The sequence below is a fragment of the Hoyosella rhizosphaerae genome, from assembly GCF_014643175.1.
GTDB classification, from domain to species: domain Bacteria; phylum Actinomycetota; class Actinomycetes; order Mycobacteriales; family Mycobacteriaceae; genus Lolliginicoccus; species Lolliginicoccus rhizosphaerae.
Window position 1 is genome coordinate 554,958 of sequence record NZ_BMJH01000003.1, and the last position, 17,528, is coordinate 572,485.

At 59.0% G+C, this 17,528-nt stretch carries 23 protein-coding genes and 1 pseudogene; 9 read left to right on the forward strand and 15 right to left on the reverse strand.

Features of this window, described 5'->3' with window-relative positions; translation table 11 throughout:
- Positions 1-22 precede the first annotated feature (22 nt).
- Positions 23-448 carry a hypothetical protein gene (locus IEW73_RS14275; protein ID WP_188676488.1) on the forward strand — a complete coding sequence of 142 codons (426 nt, stop codon included), beginning with the start codon at positions 23-25 and terminating at the stop codon, positions 446-448.
- A 266-nt stretch (positions 449-714) separates the two neighbouring features.
- Here the strand turns inward: IEW73_RS14275 and IEW73_RS14280 are convergent, their stop codons facing one another.
- The 5 genes from IEW73_RS14280 to IEW73_RS14300 all read right to left on the reverse strand — a co-directional run bounded on the left by IEW73_RS14280 (position 715) and on the right by IEW73_RS14300 (position 5,104).
- On the reverse strand, positions 715-1,440 hold the full coding sequence (locus IEW73_RS14280; protein WP_188676492.1) for a hypothetical protein: 726 nt from the start codon (positions 1,438-1,440) through the stop codon (positions 715-717).
- Between the two features lie 7 nt (positions 1,441-1,447).
- On the reverse strand, positions 1,448-1,588 hold the full coding sequence (locus IEW73_RS14285) for a hypothetical protein (RefSeq protein ID WP_188676496.1): 141 nt from the start codon (positions 1,586-1,588) through the stop codon (positions 1,448-1,450).
- A gap of 100 nt (positions 1,589-1,688) precedes the next feature.
- A complete protein-coding gene (locus tag IEW73_RS14290; RefSeq protein WP_188676499.1) occupies positions 1,689-2,414 on the reverse strand; it encodes a hypothetical protein in 726 nt (241 codons plus the stop codon).
- Positions 2,415-4,757 carry a TPR repeat domain-containing protein gene (locus tag IEW73_RS14295; RefSeq protein WP_188676502.1) on the reverse strand — a complete coding sequence of 781 codons (2,343 nt, stop codon included), beginning with the start codon at positions 4,755-4,757 and terminating at the stop codon, positions 2,415-2,417.
- Positions 4,754-5,104, reverse strand: a complete 351-nt coding sequence (locus IEW73_RS14300) for a hypothetical protein (protein WP_188676505.1) — start codon at positions 5,102-5,104, stop codon at positions 4,754-4,756. The genes IEW73_RS14295 and IEW73_RS14300 overlap by 4 nt, the downstream gene beginning before the upstream one ends.
- Before the next feature lie 115 nt (positions 5,105-5,219).
- Here IEW73_RS14300 and IEW73_RS14305 point away from each other — a divergent pair, with 115 nt between their 5' ends.
- From IEW73_RS14305 to IEW73_RS16580, 3 genes and pseudogenes are all read left to right on the forward strand, one after another.
- Entirely contained in the window at positions 5,220-5,897 is a 678-nt protein-coding gene (locus IEW73_RS14305; RefSeq protein ID WP_229676017.1) for a lipase family protein, read from the forward strand.
- 89 nt (positions 5,898-5,986) lie between these two features.
- On the forward strand, positions 5,987-6,151 hold the full coding sequence (locus IEW73_RS16575; protein WP_229676018.1) for a hypothetical protein: 165 nt from the start codon (positions 5,987-5,989) through the stop codon (positions 6,149-6,151).
- Between the two features lie 96 nt (positions 6,152-6,247).
- Positions 6,248-6,528 (forward strand): annotated as a pseudogene (locus tag IEW73_RS16580) (alkane 1-monooxygenase); the annotation flags it as partial.
- Positions 6,529-6,772: 244 nt separating this feature from the next.
- On the opposite strand, the gene IEW73_RS14315 reads toward IEW73_RS16580, so the two are convergent.
- The 4 genes from IEW73_RS14315 to IEW73_RS14330 are packed head-to-tail and all read right to left on the reverse strand — an operon-like array spanning position 6,773 to position 10,533.
- Positions 6,773-7,528, reverse strand: coding sequence for a hypothetical protein (locus tag IEW73_RS14315; RefSeq protein WP_188676508.1), 756 nt, complete (start codon positions 7,526-7,528; stop codon positions 6,773-6,775).
- Positions 7,525-9,852 (reverse strand): WXG100 family type VII secretion target, encoded by a 2,328-nt coding sequence (locus IEW73_RS14320; RefSeq protein WP_188676511.1) that lies wholly within the window; start codon positions 9,850-9,852, stop codon positions 7,525-7,527. The genes IEW73_RS14315 and IEW73_RS14320 overlap by 4 nt, the downstream gene beginning before the upstream one ends.
- Positions 9,849-10,205: a hypothetical protein gene (locus IEW73_RS14325; protein WP_188676514.1), complete on the reverse strand. Its 357-nt coding sequence runs from the start codon at positions 10,203-10,205 to the stop codon at positions 9,849-9,851. The genes IEW73_RS14320 and IEW73_RS14325 overlap by 4 nt, the downstream gene beginning before the upstream one ends.
- Positions 10,189-10,533, reverse strand: a complete 345-nt coding sequence (locus tag IEW73_RS14330; protein ID WP_188676517.1) for a hypothetical protein — start codon at positions 10,531-10,533, stop codon at positions 10,189-10,191. Before IEW73_RS14330 ends, IEW73_RS14325 begins: the two co-directional genes overlap by 17 nt.
- Before the next feature lie 118 nt (positions 10,534-10,651).
- Between IEW73_RS14330 and IEW73_RS14335 the strand changes: the two genes are divergently transcribed.
- Entirely contained in the window at positions 10,652-10,927 is a 276-nt protein-coding gene (locus tag IEW73_RS14335) for a hypothetical protein (protein WP_188676520.1), read from the forward strand.
- Positions 10,928-11,076: 149 nt separating this feature from the next.
- Here the strand turns inward: IEW73_RS14335 and IEW73_RS14340 are convergent, their stop codons facing one another.
- The 3 genes from IEW73_RS14340 to IEW73_RS14350 form a co-directional block, all read right to left on the reverse strand.
- Positions 11,077-11,763, reverse strand: a complete 687-nt coding sequence (locus IEW73_RS14340) for a DUF8548 family protein (RefSeq protein WP_229676019.1) — start codon at positions 11,761-11,763, stop codon at positions 11,077-11,079.
- A 102-nt stretch (positions 11,764-11,865) separates the two neighbouring features.
- Complete coding sequence (locus tag IEW73_RS14345; RefSeq protein WP_188676524.1) at positions 11,866-12,483, reverse strand: hypothetical protein; 618 nt, start codon at positions 12,481-12,483, stop codon at positions 11,866-11,868.
- Between the two features lie 411 nt (positions 12,484-12,894).
- On the reverse strand, positions 12,895-13,041 hold the full coding sequence (locus IEW73_RS14350; RefSeq protein WP_188676527.1) for a hypothetical protein: 147 nt from the start codon (positions 13,039-13,041) through the stop codon (positions 12,895-12,897).
- 60 nt (positions 13,042-13,101) lie between these two features.
- On the opposite strand from IEW73_RS14350, the gene IEW73_RS16645 reads away from it, so the two are divergent.
- Complete coding sequence (locus tag IEW73_RS16645; protein ID WP_268236319.1) at positions 13,102-13,233, forward strand: hypothetical protein; 132 nt, start codon at positions 13,102-13,104, stop codon at positions 13,231-13,233.
- 201 nt (positions 13,234-13,434) lie between these two features.
- Entirely contained in the window at positions 13,435-14,370 is a 936-nt protein-coding gene (locus IEW73_RS14355) for an exonuclease domain-containing protein (RefSeq protein ID WP_188676538.1), read from the forward strand.
- A 171-nt stretch (positions 14,371-14,541) separates the two neighbouring features.
- Here IEW73_RS14355 and IEW73_RS14360 read toward each other — a convergent pair whose 3' ends face one another.
- Both IEW73_RS14360 and IEW73_RS14365 read right to left on the reverse strand, forming a co-directional pair.
- Entirely contained in the window at positions 14,542-14,787 is a 246-nt protein-coding gene (locus tag IEW73_RS14360; protein ID WP_188676541.1) for a hypothetical protein, read from the reverse strand.
- Positions 14,788-14,821: 34 nt separating this feature from the next.
- A complete protein-coding gene (locus IEW73_RS14365) occupies positions 14,822-15,061 on the reverse strand; it encodes a hypothetical protein (protein ID WP_188676544.1) in 240 nt (79 codons plus the stop codon).
- 203 nt (positions 15,062-15,264) lie between these two features.
- Between IEW73_RS14365 and IEW73_RS14370 the strand changes: the two genes are divergently transcribed.
- Together IEW73_RS14370 and IEW73_RS14375 are read left to right on the forward strand one after the other, a co-directional pair.
- The gene (locus IEW73_RS14370; protein WP_188676547.1) at positions 15,265-15,807 is read left to right on the forward strand and encodes a hypothetical protein; all 543 of its coding nucleotides are present in this window, start codon (positions 15,265-15,267) and stop codon (positions 15,805-15,807) included.
- Positions 15,808-15,817: 10 nt separating this feature from the next.
- Positions 15,818-16,240 (forward strand): HEAT repeat domain-containing protein, encoded by a 423-nt coding sequence (locus IEW73_RS14375; protein ID WP_188676550.1) that lies wholly within the window; start codon positions 15,818-15,820, stop codon positions 16,238-16,240.
- Between the two features lie 285 nt (positions 16,241-16,525).
- Here IEW73_RS14375 and IEW73_RS14380 read toward each other — a convergent pair whose 3' ends face one another.
- Positions 16,526-17,305, reverse strand: coding sequence for a hypothetical protein (locus tag IEW73_RS14380; protein ID WP_188676553.1), 780 nt, complete (start codon positions 17,303-17,305; stop codon positions 16,526-16,528).
- Positions 17,306-17,528 lie beyond the last annotated feature (223 nt).

Sequence of the window (17,528 nt, forward strand, 5' to 3'; positions counted from 1 at the left end):
AAGATCATTGGGAAGTCCGGGCATGACACGGCACCTCGGCACGCGCGACCGCTACCTCTATCGCCTCGAGCGCTCCGATCAGGGAATTCTCGTGGAGTATTGCTCTGACAACAGTTATCTAGTTTCAACGCAAGACAACGGCCAAACCATTAAATGGTACCGAGGGCCGACCGTCCCAGCGCTGTCTTCGAGTTTCATGATCACAAGGTCCACCGAGAATTCCAACGATTTATCTCAATACGAACCATCCGGTCTTCGCGCTCCAAACCGGAATGCTTTTGAAGGCTGGGAAGCCGTTCGGCTTTTCGGACTACCCACCAATTACCAACTCTGCCAGGACTGGTACGAAAATCGGCACCGTGACACCGACATGCCCGAATGGGTCAACACCACCGGCACCCCACCCACAGAACTGCCGCCAGTCAAAACCCCACAACCAGGCTGGTGACATTTTCGATTAATTAGTGCGGTACACGGCCAGACGATGTCCACACTTCGCGCTATCGCTACTTCTACCCCGGCTATCCGTAGGGGGTAGAAGACACTGGTTATCCAGCGAATACCAGCACCCAAAGTTCCGAACCGCTCTCGCACCGCCACAGGACCACCGACTCAGCCCGGCACCGACCGTTCAATTATGCCCGTGAGCTACGAAATTGCCTCCACAGTAAGGCTATTAAACATTGGGTGACGATATGCCGTAGCCCGCACCGACTAGCCTGCGGTCACGCAATCCTCCATGAGATACCGGTAGGTGTCGACGACGAAACTCGCGGGAATGTCATGCGTGGTGAAGTATTCGGTAAACACACGAGTGACAGTCGTCCTACCGATCGTCACATCCCTGGTGGGATTGTTGACCAGCAGAGCATCCTCAAACGGGATGAGTTTCCCGCCATCATCGAGATAATCGGCAAGAAGGTCCGACTGCTGCAACGGCTCCACCGGCTCACGCACGTACCACTTCTGCTCAAGTTGGTCCGCCAGAAGGTGCAGGATCACATCATCGGACAACACATGCCCCGCCGAGCGGGTCTGCCACTGTGCTTCCCTAACCGTGTCTGCCACCCCCGGTGCATACGGCACTCCAGCCGCGCTGAGAAGATAATTCTGGAAATCGCTGCGGATCCGGCTCCACCCGCTGATGGGGTTACGAGTGGGGTTGTCGGCCATCAGCGCCTCCTCATACGGCAGCAACTGACCCTCGTCATCGAGGTAACGCTCGAGAATTTCATGAAGAATCCCGTGCTCTTCAATGTGCTCGGCGGCAAGCTCGAGAAACATATACGCATCCCCTCGCACCGTGCTGCAGTCCGCGAACGCATCCACCTCCTCCTCCGGTTCGGTGGAGCACGAAGCCAGGAGAACACTCACCGCCACCGCGGGGACCAGTGCCTTCCAGCCCCTGAACCGAGTTTGCGTGATTGCTAATGTCATCATTCAGCCCTTACTTTGCCTCGACGCGGCCCGCGTTCACTGCATCGGCAATGTCAGTGATGGGGAAATTGTGGTTCCGTAGATAGTTGCCCGCGTCCGTCGCGATACGGCTACCGCCGGAGATGGGGTTCTGATTAGGGTTATCGGCCATCAGCGCTTCCTCGTAGGGCAAAAGGTTGCCATCCTCAGTCATATATCTGTCGAGGACCGGATGAGGTGCGAGAGCACCTAAGTCTTCGAGCGCGAGCGCTCTAGCCTGCGGTCACGCAATCCTCCATGAGATACCGGTAGGTGTCGACGACGAAACTCGCGGGAATGTCATGCGTAGTGAAGTATTCAGTGAACACACGAGTGATGGTGGTTCTGCCGATCGTCACATCCCTGGTGGGATTGTTGACCAGCAGAGCATCCTCAAACGGGATGAGTTTCCCGTCATCATCGAGATAATCGGCAAGAAGGTCCGACTGCTGCAACGGCTCCACCGGATCAAACGCGTACTGCGTGTACTCAAGTTTGTTCGCCAGAAGGTGAAGGATCACATCATCGGACAACACATGCCCCGCCGAGCGGGTCTGCCACTGTGCTTCCCTAACCGTGTCTGCCACCCCCGGTGCATACGGCACTCCAGCCGCGCTAAGAAGATAATTCTCGAAATCGGTGACGATCCCGCTCCACCCGCTGATGGGGTTACGAGTGGGGTTGTCGGCCATCAGCGCCTCCTCATACGACAGAAGCTGACCGTCGTCATCGAGGTATCTCTCGAGAATTTCATGAAGAATCCCGTGCTCTTCAATGTGCTCGGCGGCAAGTTCAAGCAACATGTACGCATCGCCTCGCACCGTGCTGCAGTCCGCGAACGCATCCACCTCCTCCTCCGGTTCGGTGGAGCACGAAGCCAGGAAAAAACTCACCGCCACCGCGGGGACCAGTGCCTTCCAGCCCCTGAACCGAGTGTGGGTGATCGCTAATGTCATCATTCAGCCCTTCCTTGCCTCGACACGGCCCTTGTCCACATACTGGGTGATCCGGTCAATGGGGAAATTATGATTCAACAGATAGTTGCCAGCATCCGTCGCGATACCGCTTCCGCCGGAGATGGGGTTCTGAGTCGGATTATCAGCCATCAGAGCTTCCTCGTAGGGCAAAAGTTTTCCGTCCTCAGTCATGTACCTGTCGAGAACGGGGTGCGGTGTGAGCGCACCCAGGTCTTCGAGCGCGAGCAGAGTGTTGTAGTACTGCCGGGATCCGAGCGGATCTTCGCGCGGCACCTCATAGGTTTCGATACCAGGGACTGACCCAACGACGGACTGTTCGAGGACCCCGGTGACTGCGATGACGGTGGCTGCTGCGGGGAACCCGATACCCGGAATCGCACCGGCACCAGTCGCGGCAATGCCACTCGCTATCTGGTACGCCTGGGTTTTCGCGTCGTGCAGTTCTTGCGCATCCGCGCCCCGATCTGCACCTTCCACGATGTAGCCATGATCGACGTAAGTTTGCAGCTGGCCAATGGTGTGGGCGTAGCGGAGCTGTGGCTCTTCGGGGTTCGCTAAGGCTTGTGCGGCCTGTTTGTACTGTAAGTTCTCGATTTGGGCAAACACCTGGCCGTTGAAGTTCGCCGCCGCCTCCGGATCACTGTCAATTACGGAGAACACCCTGATTGCGTCGCCATGTGTAAGGGACCCGAACCCGAATGTTTCCGTAAGATGGTCCTCAAGCTGGCCGATCGCCGGGATATACGGAGTCAGTGTCTCCCCGATGGTCTGTGTCATTTCCGGGTTGATCTGCCCGATCGATTGGTTGTTGTGCCCGGGAAGATTGAGCAGCGCGTTGTGGTTGTTGCCGCCGATTCCAGAGTCATTGCTCGACAGTGTCTGCGCGAGCCCGTAGGCGGCTTCCCCTGCACGCTGCGCAACCGTTGGGTTAGCGCTGGTGGCGTCGCCGGGGATCCAGTTGATCAACCCCTGTGCTGGTTCGTTTCCGAAGGCGAGCAAAGTCGCGACTGTGGTGTCGCGGTCATAGTTGGCCAGGTCGGTGCCATCACTGTAGGTGCCGGTGAGGATCGCAGCGGAAGAATCAGTATTGCGTGTAGCGATGTCGGTGAACGTGTCAGCAATGGGCGTGTAGAGACTACTGTCAGGGAATGCCTTGGAACGCGGAACCCCTGCGTCGGCATTCTCGTCAAGTGCGTGGAAATCTGCGGCTCGTTCGAGCAGATGCGTGCCGAGCTGTTCACCAGGTGCGTTGGTGGGTTCTGACGCGTTGAGCAGGTCAGCGAACGCGGCGAACTCACGGACCTCGCTGCGGGTTGGCGTGCCACTGCTCGGGTCCGTGACGTGATCGCGCAAATTATCGCCAAGACCATCGAAACCACTGGCTAACCGGAGTCCATCACCCCGTTCGCTCGTCAGCATTTCACGCAGGTCCGCTGGTAAGCGATCGAATCCTCCGGGGCTGCGAACTGTTCCGTCAGCGGTAATGTCGGCACCAATGTTCTCGTGCGACACGGTGAGCACCGCATTTGCCAGCGCAGCTTTACTAGCTTCGCCGTCGGCGGTGCCGAGAGAGTCAAAGTAGGCGCTGAGCGCGAGGATGCCGTCCTTGCCCGACGCCTCAACGAGGTTGCGCAGATAGTTCAGCTGGTCAGCAGGCACAGCGACCGGGTCACCGGCAGCGAGCGCATCAAGCTGGGCCGTAGTCAGCGCGAGTTGGGCCAGCTGCTGACCGATCAGCTCGGCGAGTTCGGGGGTGAGCGTTCCCTCGGCGACGCCGACAGCGAGAGCTTGTCCAAGCGCAGTGGCATCGCCCACGTCAACACCGATACGCAGTCGGCTAAAAAGATTGAACTCATTTGCGAAGCGAGTGAGCTGCTCGGCGAGCGTGTTGTCGTAATGCGTCAGGTCACCAACAAGGTGATTGACGCGGGTCTGAAACGCAGAAACCACAGAGGGATCAATGTTGTCAGTCAGCGGCTGAACATACCAGGATTCGGACACCGTGATCGGCTGAGATTCGATCTCACCAATGAGTTCTTGCAACGCAATACACGCAGATCCGAGCGTGTAATCCGTCGATTTGATGTCCTCGGCGAGGTCTTCGAGCATCGTGGCGATCTTCCGGGTACGCCCCCACTCGTGTGCCACGCGATCCTCGGCTGCAGCATGCGCGTCACCCGACCATGTTTCCGCAAGCCGATCGAACTCCCCGTAAAGCCATTTGCCGCTGTCAAACAACGCTTCCGCAGCTGTCCTGACCTGACGGGCATACTCGCCAATCGAATCCGGGGACCACGACATCACAGTCGAGCGGGTAATACTCACTGCCCACCGCCAAACCCGCCAAGCCCAACCACGAACGAGGCTTCGGTAACGTCGTAGTCTTCTGCCGTTCCCCGTGCCAAGTCGGCAAGGATCTCCGAACGGGTTGCGAGCGCTCCGAGTGCCTGGTTGATCAGTCCCGTCACACGCGGGCAACGCGACGCAGTCGCCGAACCAGGCAAACACGCGCCAAGACGCGCAACACCAGCACCTGGATCAAGCCCACCGACCACGCCAGCATGCTCGACGAACTTCGCCGCCACCTCACGCAAATAGTCAGGCGCCACAGTCAGCTGCCCGTCAGCTGTGGTCGACCGACGGTCGCCCCCGCCGAGTCCCGGTGCAGTCACGTTCGTATCCCCTTCCATGTCCTAAGAGAGTTGGACGCACGATGGCGGGAGTCGGTTCCGTGCAATCAACGCCAAGTCACTGCGGATCGGCGGAAGTTCGCGGAGAATCCACGAATTGTGGTTCGAAACAAACACGGAATCAACACGGATCTGTGCACCGACGTATTCCCTCGTTCATGGTGCCCCTATCGACCCGGCCTCCCCCGCTGGACCTCTCACGTTCGCAGTACCCGCGGCAGAGGTGATGCTGGCGGCGGCGGGGCTGAGGGACGGCGGGTCTGTTGCGCTGCCGGATCACGGCTCATTGAATGACCGCTTCCTCACACCGCATCCGCCTGGCTACGCCGCACTCGACGGTATACGTGCCGTCACGAGTTTTGAGCCCGTCGGCCTCGATGGTGCTGCGACAACTACTGCTTTGTCGGGTTATTCAGGAGGTGCCGTCGCATCGAGCTGGGCGGTGGAAGAACACCCAACATATGCACCCGAACTCAACATCCGGGGAGCAACCTTCGGTGCGCCCGAGAGTGACGTCGAAGCGTCACTAAAATCAGCGAATACCGCCCTTCTCGGTGGCCTCATTCCCATCACAATCACGTCGATCGGGAAGGACTCACCCGAGTTCCAGGCCGAGATCAGCCAGCATTTAACCCCATCAGGATCGAGGATCATCGCCACGGCACGTAACCATTGTGCGGCACAGAATGTGCTGAGCAACGTGTGGTTTGACTATCGCAACCATCTGAACACTTCCATTGTTGTAGATACTTCCTCATTACGTCTAACTCAATGACAGATAACTGCGTATAGCCCAAGGAACAAGTTGCTTAGGCATCGAGGTCAAGCGAATGGACACAGCGAGGTTCTTGTATCTCCGCATCGTTGCAGGAAAAGTCCACCGCATTTGATGCCGTCGACAACAGCGCTCAGGAACTGAAGCGCTGGCGCGACAAGAAGAAGCTCATGTGGCCGTTGTCGCTAGTGCCCGCCCTGGCAGTCTTTCTCGCTTGGGGCCTTGTGGAGCTGACCGGTTCAGGCTTGTTCTAGTGGGCCGGATTCCCTATTGTCTCCGGACTTATTCCACTTCTTGACCTGATCATCGACGATGATGGGCAGAACCCTCCCGCAGAAGTGATTGAGGAGGTTGAGAACGACAACTACCTGGAGCACTACGGCCTCAGCGCCAGAAGCTCGCAAGCGGCCGCTACGAGCGCTGCCAGCCACAGCACAGCTGGAAAAGCGACCACCGCGCCAACCCGGTTCGCCGCTACCAGACGCTGCGCACCTTCGACGAAGCACCCGAGCTTCCCGCCGGATACGCCACAATGATCGTGGTCGCAACCAATCCACCGCTGTGGCGCAAGATCATGGACAAGCGAGTGGTCGACCACTACGACGGCGACGTCACCAAGGCGAACATCTAAGCGCCTAAGCGGGACAAGATTCTCGCCAAGTACGGCCAGGAAAGCTGACACGCACTACCTCGCAAGGGACTACTTCACGGCGATAAAGAGTAGCCCCAGTGGTCACAACTGAAGATCGAAATAGGGAGGGCCGGGATTTCCGGCGCTCCCTATTTCGCGTTCTTGGCCCATCCGCTGCGCAAGTCACCGGGGACGAAAAGCCTTCGGCTTTAGGGTCTGATCACGATCAACCTGAATGAGCCGTTCACCAACCCGGCACCGGCTGCGGCAGTTCACCGATCTCAAACCAGCCCGATCGTGACGCCGGACCTGGCTGAAAAGGATCAACCTGCGCATCCGGATACAACTCCCACTGCCAGTCCACACAACGCTGATGCGCAATCTCGCTCTCAACAGGCTTGGTCATCCGCCACCCAGCGAACACATCATAATTCGGCACCCGACGGCCCGACGGCTCCGGCAACACCTCAAACGCCGACTGCGCTACCGGCTCAAACTCCACCGCCCACCACGACACAGGCCCCAACGGCGTGCGCCAGCCCCCGGCGTTGTAGGAGGCATCCACCGATCGCGTGTCGCGGCAGTACTCAGCCCGAAAACCGTCACCGACCGGTGTGATCGACAGCAGTTTGGCGTAGAAAACACCGAAGCTACGCCAGGTGTTGTCTGCGCGTCCGTGGGCGCTCACTCCTTCCCCCGAGTTCCGCAGCATTTGCGCGTACCCGGGGAATGAGACTTCGTCTCCCACGAACAAACTGATATTCCTCGCTTCTTCTACTGCACGCGCCAGCGCGGCTTCCCTGCTCAGCAGATCAAGATCGGGTACGGCTGACCACACGAAGACGTAGTCCCCAAACGCCGACTCATCAAACTCATACTCCGACGCGTCCTCGCTCAGGACTGGAGGCCCCGGCTCCAACCGGTCAATAGAATCACCTGCTGAACACCCCGCAACCACCAACGCAACACACGCCAACAACACGACAAGCCGCGACCTCACTCGATCCCCCCATCAGCCAGATCAAAAAACTGACCCCGCTCGATCCGCGTCACACTCCCACGCGCAACATTCGAATCATAATCACGACTCTTCACCCCTCGGTCGTCCATTTCCTCGATTAAGAGGCCAGATTCTGCTGTCAAGTCAAGTTGGCCAACCGCCGCCTGCTCTCCAATCTCAGACAACGTGCGCACTCCAACTACGGTTTCGCCGTCATACTCCCGAAGTGCCTCTGGGTACGCTTCCGCTGGCAACTCCGCACCTTGCGCCATGAAATACATTTGCGTAAATCGCGTCATCGCATCACTACGGTCACCATCATCGACTTCTCGGGTTGCAAACACTTCCCGATCAAACACCGGATGATCCGGATCACCAGATCCATAGCCCAGCTCGAAAGCCTCCAAAGCCAAAACGGTGAAACCACCCGGCTTACCAGCAATACCCAGCCCGGCTTTCACGGTGTCTGACACGTTGCTCCATGCGGTATCACGCGTTTCCGCCTGACCGTCACGCATCTCCCGGAAACCGGCTTCGCTGTTGAGCCCCGAGTCAAGCAGCCGCCCAAGGTTCTCGGTGTGAACACCCAATGTGGCGGCAGCACCCACGTCGTCACCCAATACCCCGGCGGCATACGCGTTGGCATCTTGCTGACGATAAATCGCTTCCGCCCATATCGCCGCTGACTCATCCGATGTGGACACAAGAGTCGCGAACCGGACAGCATCTCCCCAACCGATGCCCTCATCGATGTACTCGCTGCCTGACGACACACGGGGCATGCCCGCAAGATCGTTAAGATACGGCGACGCTGTCACAGCAAGGGCGCTAGTGAACTCCGGGTTGAGTTCCCCCAGAGTCTGTCCTCTGATTTCCAGCAGGGCCATGAAGTTGTTGTCGTCACGATCACGGCTCGCCGCAGTGGTGGTGTCAACAAGCGAGGTGAACGCTGTCTGCGATAGCCGCCGCTCGCCGGGATCGTCGCTACCGGCAGTTTCTCCGATCCAGGAGACCATGTCTGTCATCGCACCGGCGCCGTCATCGGACCACTGGTAGCGCATCAATGTCTTCAGTGTGTGATCGGCGTCGTAGCCGTCGCCGATCGGTGTGCCGTCGGCGTGCTCACCGGTGATCAACGCGTAGGACACATCAGTATTTCTGGTCGCTGTGGACAGCAGATCCTCGGCGGACCCGCCCACCATCTCCCGCCAGCCGATCGAGTCGGCCCCGGTCGCATGGTCGAAGAAGTACGCCAGGTTCGCCGACTGCCGACCCAGTTCGACACCGAACTCACGTCCCGGTTCGTATCCTTCATCCGCCGAGTTGAGCATCCCAGCGAAATCATTCATCTTCCGGAAGTACTGCTGTTCGTTGAAGTACCCATTTGCATCGGGGCCGTCACCCACACGGGTGCTGACCAACTCACGGAACTCCTCGGGCAACCTGGTGTAACTGCCCGCACCGGTCACCACACCATCGCTCATCCCGGTGCCAACACGTTCGTCAGACAACACCAGAATCGAGTTGGCCAGCACGGACGCATTGTCAGTGCCGTTCGCGATGTCCTCCTGCTTGTAGTGCTCGTACAGGGCAAGAACACCATCTACTCCAGCTTCGTCAAGGAACGCTTCGACAAACCGTTGAGTGGACGCAGGCCACGAAACTACTGTGCCCGACGTGTGGAGGTGTTCGAGCTGACTCGGCGTCAGCCCCGCAACCTGAAGCTCACGAAGAATCCGTGCCGCATCCTTATCCGCGATCCCACCATCGGTGATCAGTGATGCCAATTCTCGACCATACTGCGCCGTCAACCCATCACCCGCACCCGCATTGGCGCGAACAGCAGGCAACAGCGCACGGATCGACTCGGCGAGACGGCGGTCGTCGTCATCAATCGCATACAAGGTCTCGTGGAGTTGCCGCGCAAAAGCCAACACTTCCTCACCGCCCGCCACGTCCGATCGAGGCTGCACAGACCAATCCTCCCCGATCACACAATCAAGCCTCTCCGCATCATTCAGCAGGCCTCGCAAATAGACGATTCCGCCACGAAGCGACGAAATACTCTGCGCCGCATCGCTCAATAACACACTGAAATCGTCGGCAGCGTGCGCGAGCCGCATCGTCACCGCCGACTCCTCCTCCGCACGGTCCGACGCGGCCACAAAGGCAATCCCGTCCCACCCATCCTGAAGCTCACCCATCCGCCTCATCAGATGCCGACTATGCGCCTCAATATGTCTCGCAAGCCGCGCCGCCTCGTCCGCGGCCTGTTCAAAAGCATCCGGGTTCCACCGCCGGAAAACGGACAACGTCGGCCTCACAGCAGATCCTCAAGACTCAAAATCTCAACGGCGAAACGCTCATCCGTCATGTCATACGCTTCCGACACAGACGACGCGATCGCCGCCATATCTGCAAGCCTTCCGGAAATGCCGCGCGCCGCAGCGTTAAAAGCCTGCGACGCAGCCGTACACGCCCGGCCCGTATCCGACATCGGAAGAGCTTCAGCAAGCGTGTTAGCAGGCTCATCCGTCGGCAATTGACGCGCAGAGTCCGACAGAGAATCGAGCGCCCACGCAAACTGTCCGAGCAACTCAGGCGACACACGCAAGTCCGGCGGATAACAGGCACCCGCACGACCGCGCAACGAATCCAACTCATCCTGAGAAGACATACAACCCCCTAATACCGCGCAGCACGCCTACTACGCAATCTTCTGCCGTTCCCCGTGCCAAGTCGGCAAGCACCTCCGAACGGGTCGCGAGCGCTCCGAGCGCCTGATTGATCAGACCCCTCACACGCGGGCAACGCGACGCAGTCGCCGAACCAGGCAAACACGCGCCAAGACTCGCAACACCAGCACCCGGATCAAGCCCACTGACCACGCCAGCATGTTCGACGAACTTCGCCGCCACCTCACGCAGATAGTCAGGCGCCACAGTCAGCTGCCCGTCAGCTGTGGTCGACCGACGGTCGCCCCCGCCGAGTCCCGGTGCAGTCACGTTCGAACCCCCTCCATGTCCTAAGAGAGTTGGACGCACGATGGCGGGAGTCGGTTCCGTTAGATTCGCGTGATTGCCGCCACAGACGGCAATCGAGCTAAAGTCGGTGGTGATTTAGGTGCACACTCGATCATCAAAGCGGTTGTCGGTGGTGCCGATCACGGGCCTTACCGTCGCCGGAAGCTTCCCAACGAACTTCGAACTCGATTGGAGTGGCTCGTTTAATTCGCACGCCACAGCATCCTCGACACCGAAGCCAGGCACACCGACGATTTCGGCCGGAAAATTCAGGCGATCTATCATGTTTACCCGGGCACGACGACAATCCGAGAGCATTGCGGATGACCGGCAAGGAAAGAAAGCTGCAGTCGCGGCAGCATTCCCGAATGCGTAACCCACGCAATCCCTCTATGCACGGGTGTTCTCCTAAGCTTCGCATTCGAAATACGGCCGTGCGACCTCGTTATCGCCCCGCACATGCCGGACTGCGCCATCAAAATTGGGATAGTCACACGCGACAAGGACTACCCAGCGGAACCGCCACTATGGCTTCAGTTTGCGCCCCGCTTGCCAGATCGCATGGTCGATCTCCCAGGCTGTCACTGTGCGGTTCAGTTTCTCGCTTACGGCGGGGACCAATTGATCAATGAGCACTTCAGCAGATTTCGGGTCTAGGTCGCAGCCGTGATGCTTCAGCCACCTGAGTACCATTCGGTCCGGTTTGATCCGAGTGCCATCACCGATCAACATCCACAGATAACCACGCCGTATTCCTGCGGTACCTTCACCCGGAATACCCCGCAGCTCCCGGTTGACCTTCTTGAATGCCTCGCCGTCGCCCATCAATGAGTGCGCATCCTGCAGCTCATCAATTTCGTTGTCGACGAACACCCGTGTATGGCGCAGCACGGCGTCAGCTTTGCGAATCCCACCCACCGTGGACGTATTCTGTCGATTCGTCACCGCAAGCAATCCCTGCAAATCGAACCTATCTAGAAATGCGGAAAGTGGCATCGGGTCGGGGCCGATCGGATCTGCGAACGGAACTGTCGGCGTAGAAATATCGCAGTCCGTCGCGACCCTCCTGACAAGCGGGACGACGACACTGTCATACCGGGCACCAAGGCTCCACACCGCATCAAGAATGCACAGCGACAGACTTGCCCACCGACGTTCACGCGGCCGAGGCTCCAGCTCAGCGATTGCATGAACGAGACCGTCCGTATCCATTGAGCCCTCCAGCATCAGCGGCCTGCGCCAGAAAAGTACGCAATCAATTATGTGATCGGACAGTACAGACAAGGGCCGACAGAAACTTGCGCCTTAACGTCATCAGCAATCCTCCGGTGGTAGGTATCCCCATTCGCATGCCTCAGCGTGGTCGTTTGCATGGTTTGGGCGCCCTTCCGGATTAGGCATCTCTGCCATCGACACTGGTGTCCCATCAGCGTGGTAGCACCAATCATGATCGCAATAGATCAGTTCACCAGCATTTGACTCCTTGACGGTGGCCACAGGATTTCCATCCGAACCTACGCATATCTGGTCGCCACAAAAGGGGTAGTTGGGGTTCCCCTCAATAAGCTCATAGTTCTGAATGCACATCGGCAGAATTCCGACTGTTCCGTCATCGAAGTAATAGTTTCCGTTCATGGCGGGATCGCACTTGTCAACCGTGTAGGACTCCGCTGGCCCGGCGATGGTGGCTTCCGACGCACCTGTCGTTTCGAGTGAAGGCTCCTGCGGATCTGAAACATCTGTGCTTGGCGTTTGCTCAAGAGGTTGAGTCGAAGGAGGAATGGATGCCGCCTCATCAGGCGATGCCGGTTGGGATGTCGACGTAGCAATCGGAGTTGCGGGAAGCTCGTCACCTACTGACGGCTGCGCGCCGCAGGCCCCCACGACCAGCGATACGGCGATACATCCAGCCAACAAAACAAGACGATTCATTTTCTTCCTCACGGTAATCCGGAGTGCCCATGCCGCAAGAGTTTCTTAAGTATTGCGCCACGGCAGTAGAGGTACCTGACATTGCTCACCTTGGGCTGAAACTCAGTGTTTCGCTCCACGGACGAAAACCTGCCAGTACTTCATCTCGATCAGGTCAGCGCCGAAACTAAGCTAAGCGTAACGCGCCCAAAGTCGACTACGAGCCTCGCGCTCATCGAATCGTCCCTAGGCATTCCCCGGCCGCGGCGCGTAGACCATTCACCCGGTTTCGGCGTCGAAAATCGTGCGCGGGCGCGGTTCAGCAGGCTGGTAGATCCACACTCACGGTCGCCAGCTGTTTTGCTGTCAGCCGAAGTCATCGAACGCGCGGACTAACGTGCCGGACCAGGTGTGGTCGATGCGGCAGCAAGTTTAGTCATCTGACTGCCGGTGAACATGCACCGAAAACTGGCAACGGATCGGCGACATCAGCACGCTCGTGATCCGCACAAATACACGGGGAGAATCGACAAGGATGAGAGTGTCCGACAGATTTCGCACCGGAGAAGCGGTACTCATGGCCCAGATCCTAGCTGGATGCCAAGAAGTTGGTGACGGTGCGTGGGACTGCGGAGGCTCTTGCCCAACCGTCTTGCCGCCCTACCGTTTGCCAGGCTCGCCGCAGAAATCGGCACCACCACGATCCCGCGCCCACCTATCGGGAGTCAGCACGGTGCTCCAACCGAAGAAACCGAGGTTTCAGGGCTCTAGACCATCCACGCGGAAACGCCAGCTCCTCACGACGCGAACGCGATGAGGATTTCATGCAGATGTTCTGCCGGGCGATCTTACAATCTGGGGCATCGGCGGGTGGTGAACTGCCGGTGCCCGGGCAAGATCATAGCCGCAACAACGCCGGTGAAACCGGCAAACCAAGCAACAACGTCAGACACCTCCGGTACAAGTAAACACATGACTAATGGACTCAATTTCGTCGCACTCGATGTTGAAACAGCGAACAATCAACGCGGGTCAATCTGCGCGATCGGCGGGGCAATCGTCGAAGACGGCAAGTTGACCGGCACCTTTGGGACCTACTGCAAACCACCTGAAGGTCTTGACCATTTCTCGCCATTCAACACAATGATTCACGGAATCACAGCCGTTACCGTCGCCAACGAGCCGCAATTCAACGACGTGATGGCTGAAGTTGTGCAGCTCATCGGCGATCGAACAGTTATTGCCCACAATGCCGGGTTTGATATCGGGGCACTGCGCAGTGCGTGCACACACGGCGGGGTCACCTGGCCCGAGTGGCAATATGGATGCACACTAGTGTGGTCACGCCGAATCCTCGACTTGATCAGCTACCGGCTCCCGATCGTGGCGGAGTCACTCGGCATAGTGATCGAAAACCACCATGACCCGGTTGCTGATGCGATCGCCTCAGCCGAGATAGCAATCAAACTAGCCGAGCGCACCAATAGCTCAACGATCGCAGAGCTAACCGACGCAACCACTACCCGACTCGGACTCATGCAGCCCGGCAATTGGCGCGGATGCGAAACCATCCACTCTGGGAGCAGCTCGCAACCTGAGTTTGCGGGCGCCAACCCAGATGCTGACCCCAACAATCCATTGTTCGGTCACCGCTTCGCCTTCACCGGTGCACTGTCCATAACCAGGCAAGAGGCGTGGAACCTGGCTGGACACGCAGGCGCAATTGCTGAAAAAAGCGTGACGAAAAAGACGACGCGGCTCGTCGTTGGCGACGACTTCTCCGGTGAATCGCTCGAAGAGTTTCAAACCAAAAAAGCAAACAAAGCATTCATGCTGCGGGCACAAGGCCAGCCGATCGAGGTTCTCACCGAGCAAGACTTCTACGAACTCCTCGCCCAAACTGAATAGGCTCGACGTCACGCGGCGGTGGTGAGTTGACTCACTAAACCGAACTCAATGGTGTGGGGTTGACCCCGTTTGGTGGACATCGGTTTAAGCGGCTTGAACCACTGGACCTACGAGTTGCTGTTCGCAAGCCACCGGACTGGTCATCCCGAGTCATACGTGCCTGCGACGCCGTTAGTAGACCCATTCGATCCAGTCTCCGATCGCAAGCTTCGCCGCAGTCTTGGTCAGCCACGAAAGTCGACCGAAGAACTCGGTTTTCAGAGTTGACCACAACGTTTCCTGCTGAGTGTTGTCCAAGAATACCCCGGTCCGACCGACCGAGAGCCGCGCCCCGAGCTCTGCGGCCATGAAGGCCAGGTGCGCTGAGTTGACTGACAGCCCTCCCCGGTGGCCAGGGACGTGATGTCCGAGGTCCACACCGCATCAAGCTGCCCAAGGTCGAAGTCGCGGTTCACCAAATCCGGGACCGTGTGCGCAACCTCATTGACAAGCATCGCTTCTGATCTCCACCGGGCGGGCTGATGCCTTGAATGCCGTTGTCGCGCATAGTTTTCGCGACGGCCTTGCGAACCACGCCTTCACCGCGTTCCCACAGGTCGACCGGGATTCTGAGCGCACCGTTAACCTCGTCGGATGCCTTATGCGCGTCGACCTTGAACTCAGGCGTAAACCGCCTGAGACTGCCTGACATACAGACATCCTTTCAACCTCGACGAAGATCACGCGAACAAACTGGCAACGTGGACACTCTCAACGCTGCAGGACGCGAGCACATATGCCGACTGAGTTACGCCAACCTTCTCCCTCCGCCACTACCTTCTCGATCTCCTTCGCGCCCTGGTCCCCGCCGTCGATGACGACACGCTGTTTGTCATCCGTGAGTATCTCCTGAGATTGCCGCCAGTTACAGGGGACGCCCCTGGCCAGGACCTGGCACGTGTCGTCCGCAAAATCCCAGGTGAATCGTGGACGCCTGAGCAACGCAGACGAGCTGCAGCCCGAGCTCCGGAAGATGCAGCCTACCTCCGGGAAGCATTCCAGCGCATCGGTTCGCAGGCGGACGCGGCAACGGCCTCTGAGATCCACGAGCGTGCAAGCCAGGGCGACCTCTTGGCACTGGCTGCGATCGATGACCTCAGCGCCATACCCGCCGAATCTGCCCTCGGCCTGGCGGAGGCGTTGGAGGACTCCATTCACAAGAAAATCGCCGACGCCGAGTCCGGCAGCTTCGGGCATGGTGGCCCGGATCTCCCGCATACTCTCGCCATCATCAATCATTGGCACTCTACAGTCGCGCGGTGGAATGTTCTCGCGGATTTTCTCCGCAACCCAGCGGTTTTGGCCGACCAGCAGCAGGACTTGCTCGGCTTTCTTGCACGGAGCGGCGCTCGGCTTACAAACAAAGTTCGGGAGCAGTTCCTGGACGTCGTGGGTTAACTCAGGACTCGTGGACTCCGAGACCCGGGGTTCGGGGTTCGGGGTTCGGGGTTCGGGGTTCGGGGATGGTGCTCCGTCCCTATCGGGGCTTGCAGCCGAAGCCGAAGCCGCATTGGCGAACAGCTCCTGTCGCAGCGAGATAGTTCGACAGCTGCTTGCAACTGGGCACGAGCATGATCGCGTGTCGGTCGCACATATCCTCGCCCAATTTCCAGACAGCGATTGCATTGATGTGTTGCTGTCCATGGCTGGGGGCTCTCCATCCGAAGTTCAGGCCGCGGCCGCCGCTGCGCTCAACCGCCTTGTCGCGGCTGGCTGCGAAGACGAGGCCGTAGTGCCCGTCCTGAAGCGGCTTCTGTCGGAGGGTGGCCGGGCAGTCGCTGGCGCGATCATCGCTCAATTGCCTTCGTCGGATGCCGAAACCGACACCTAGTTGAGCTGCGTGACATCGCGCGGGCGCATCCGTCGGGGTTGGTTCGGCGTGCTGCCGCCCCTCGCGGGGCCGTGGCGTCGGATCTTCAGCCAACCTGATCAGTGACCGCGCTTGCGCACGACGCGGACCGCGTCGTCACGGAACTCCTTAGGATGAGACTTGGCCATCATGATGACGCTCCCCCGGAAACTCTTGGCTCCCGATGGCGGGTGACAATCAGACCTTCAGCGGTTCCCTGTTCGCAGCCGTCGCAGGAGAAGTCGGAGTTCGTACGAACCCGACACGCTAACCGTCGATGGGGTCAATCGGGAGCGGCTCAAAGGCCATCGGGTCAAAGCCCGCTGCACGATATCGCGCCCAGTTGTCACCACTAAGGGTGCCCACTGGTAGAGATGCGCCAAACCCAGCACCGCTGAGAATCCGGTCATCTTCCTTCGTCACCACAGCACCCGCCAGCTTCGCGAACAGCAGATCGCGCAGCGTCTCGGGCGTCAGCTGCGAGGCATTCTCAAACAGTTCGAGGAGAAGGAGCCTCCGCGGTGTCATGTGCTCCAGGATCAGACCCCAACCGCCCGGAGGCCGCCGCCCCTCATTCTCCTCCCACAAATCGCGTGCGGCGGGAGACCACGGGTATGACATCGGATATTTACTGGTGAGGAGCGGCCGCGGCAATCTTGGACGTTCCCAGACATCCCACAGCGACTCTCGCGCCATATGCATCGCTGCAGACGGCCCATGACGCTCCCTCACCCCCACTCCCGCCCGAATGATCGCGAGCATCGCTTCCGCATCCGCACGATCAAAATCCTCCCCGAGCGATACGGGCCGGCCAACATCAGGATCAACAGGGGGATTGTCGCCGTCGGTGCGAATCAACCTGTTCAGCGCCGCCTCGTATAGCCGCCGCTCGGCGTCACTCGTACGGCCACCCACCACACTCCGCTCGATGCGATACACCTTCGCGGGCGTTCCCAGCTCGCCACCAATCTCCTCCGCAAGCCGCGTGCGACTCACTGCGGCATCCCGGCGCTTCTGCTCCAGCTCACTAAACTCTCGACCCGACATGACCCTCCAACTATCCGATGAACGCGTCTGCCCCACCGTATAAGGCAGGTCTGACAGGTACGTTGAGCTGGCCGCGTCGCTGTGGGCGTGAGTGTTCCGATCCTAATTCCCTGCCATAATGTCCCAGCCTTCTACCTTCGAAATCCTCAATGCAGCTGGCTTGGCGATCCCCTAGCTCGAGCCCGCCGGGTCCGACGCTAAGATCTGGTTAATCACCCCGTCG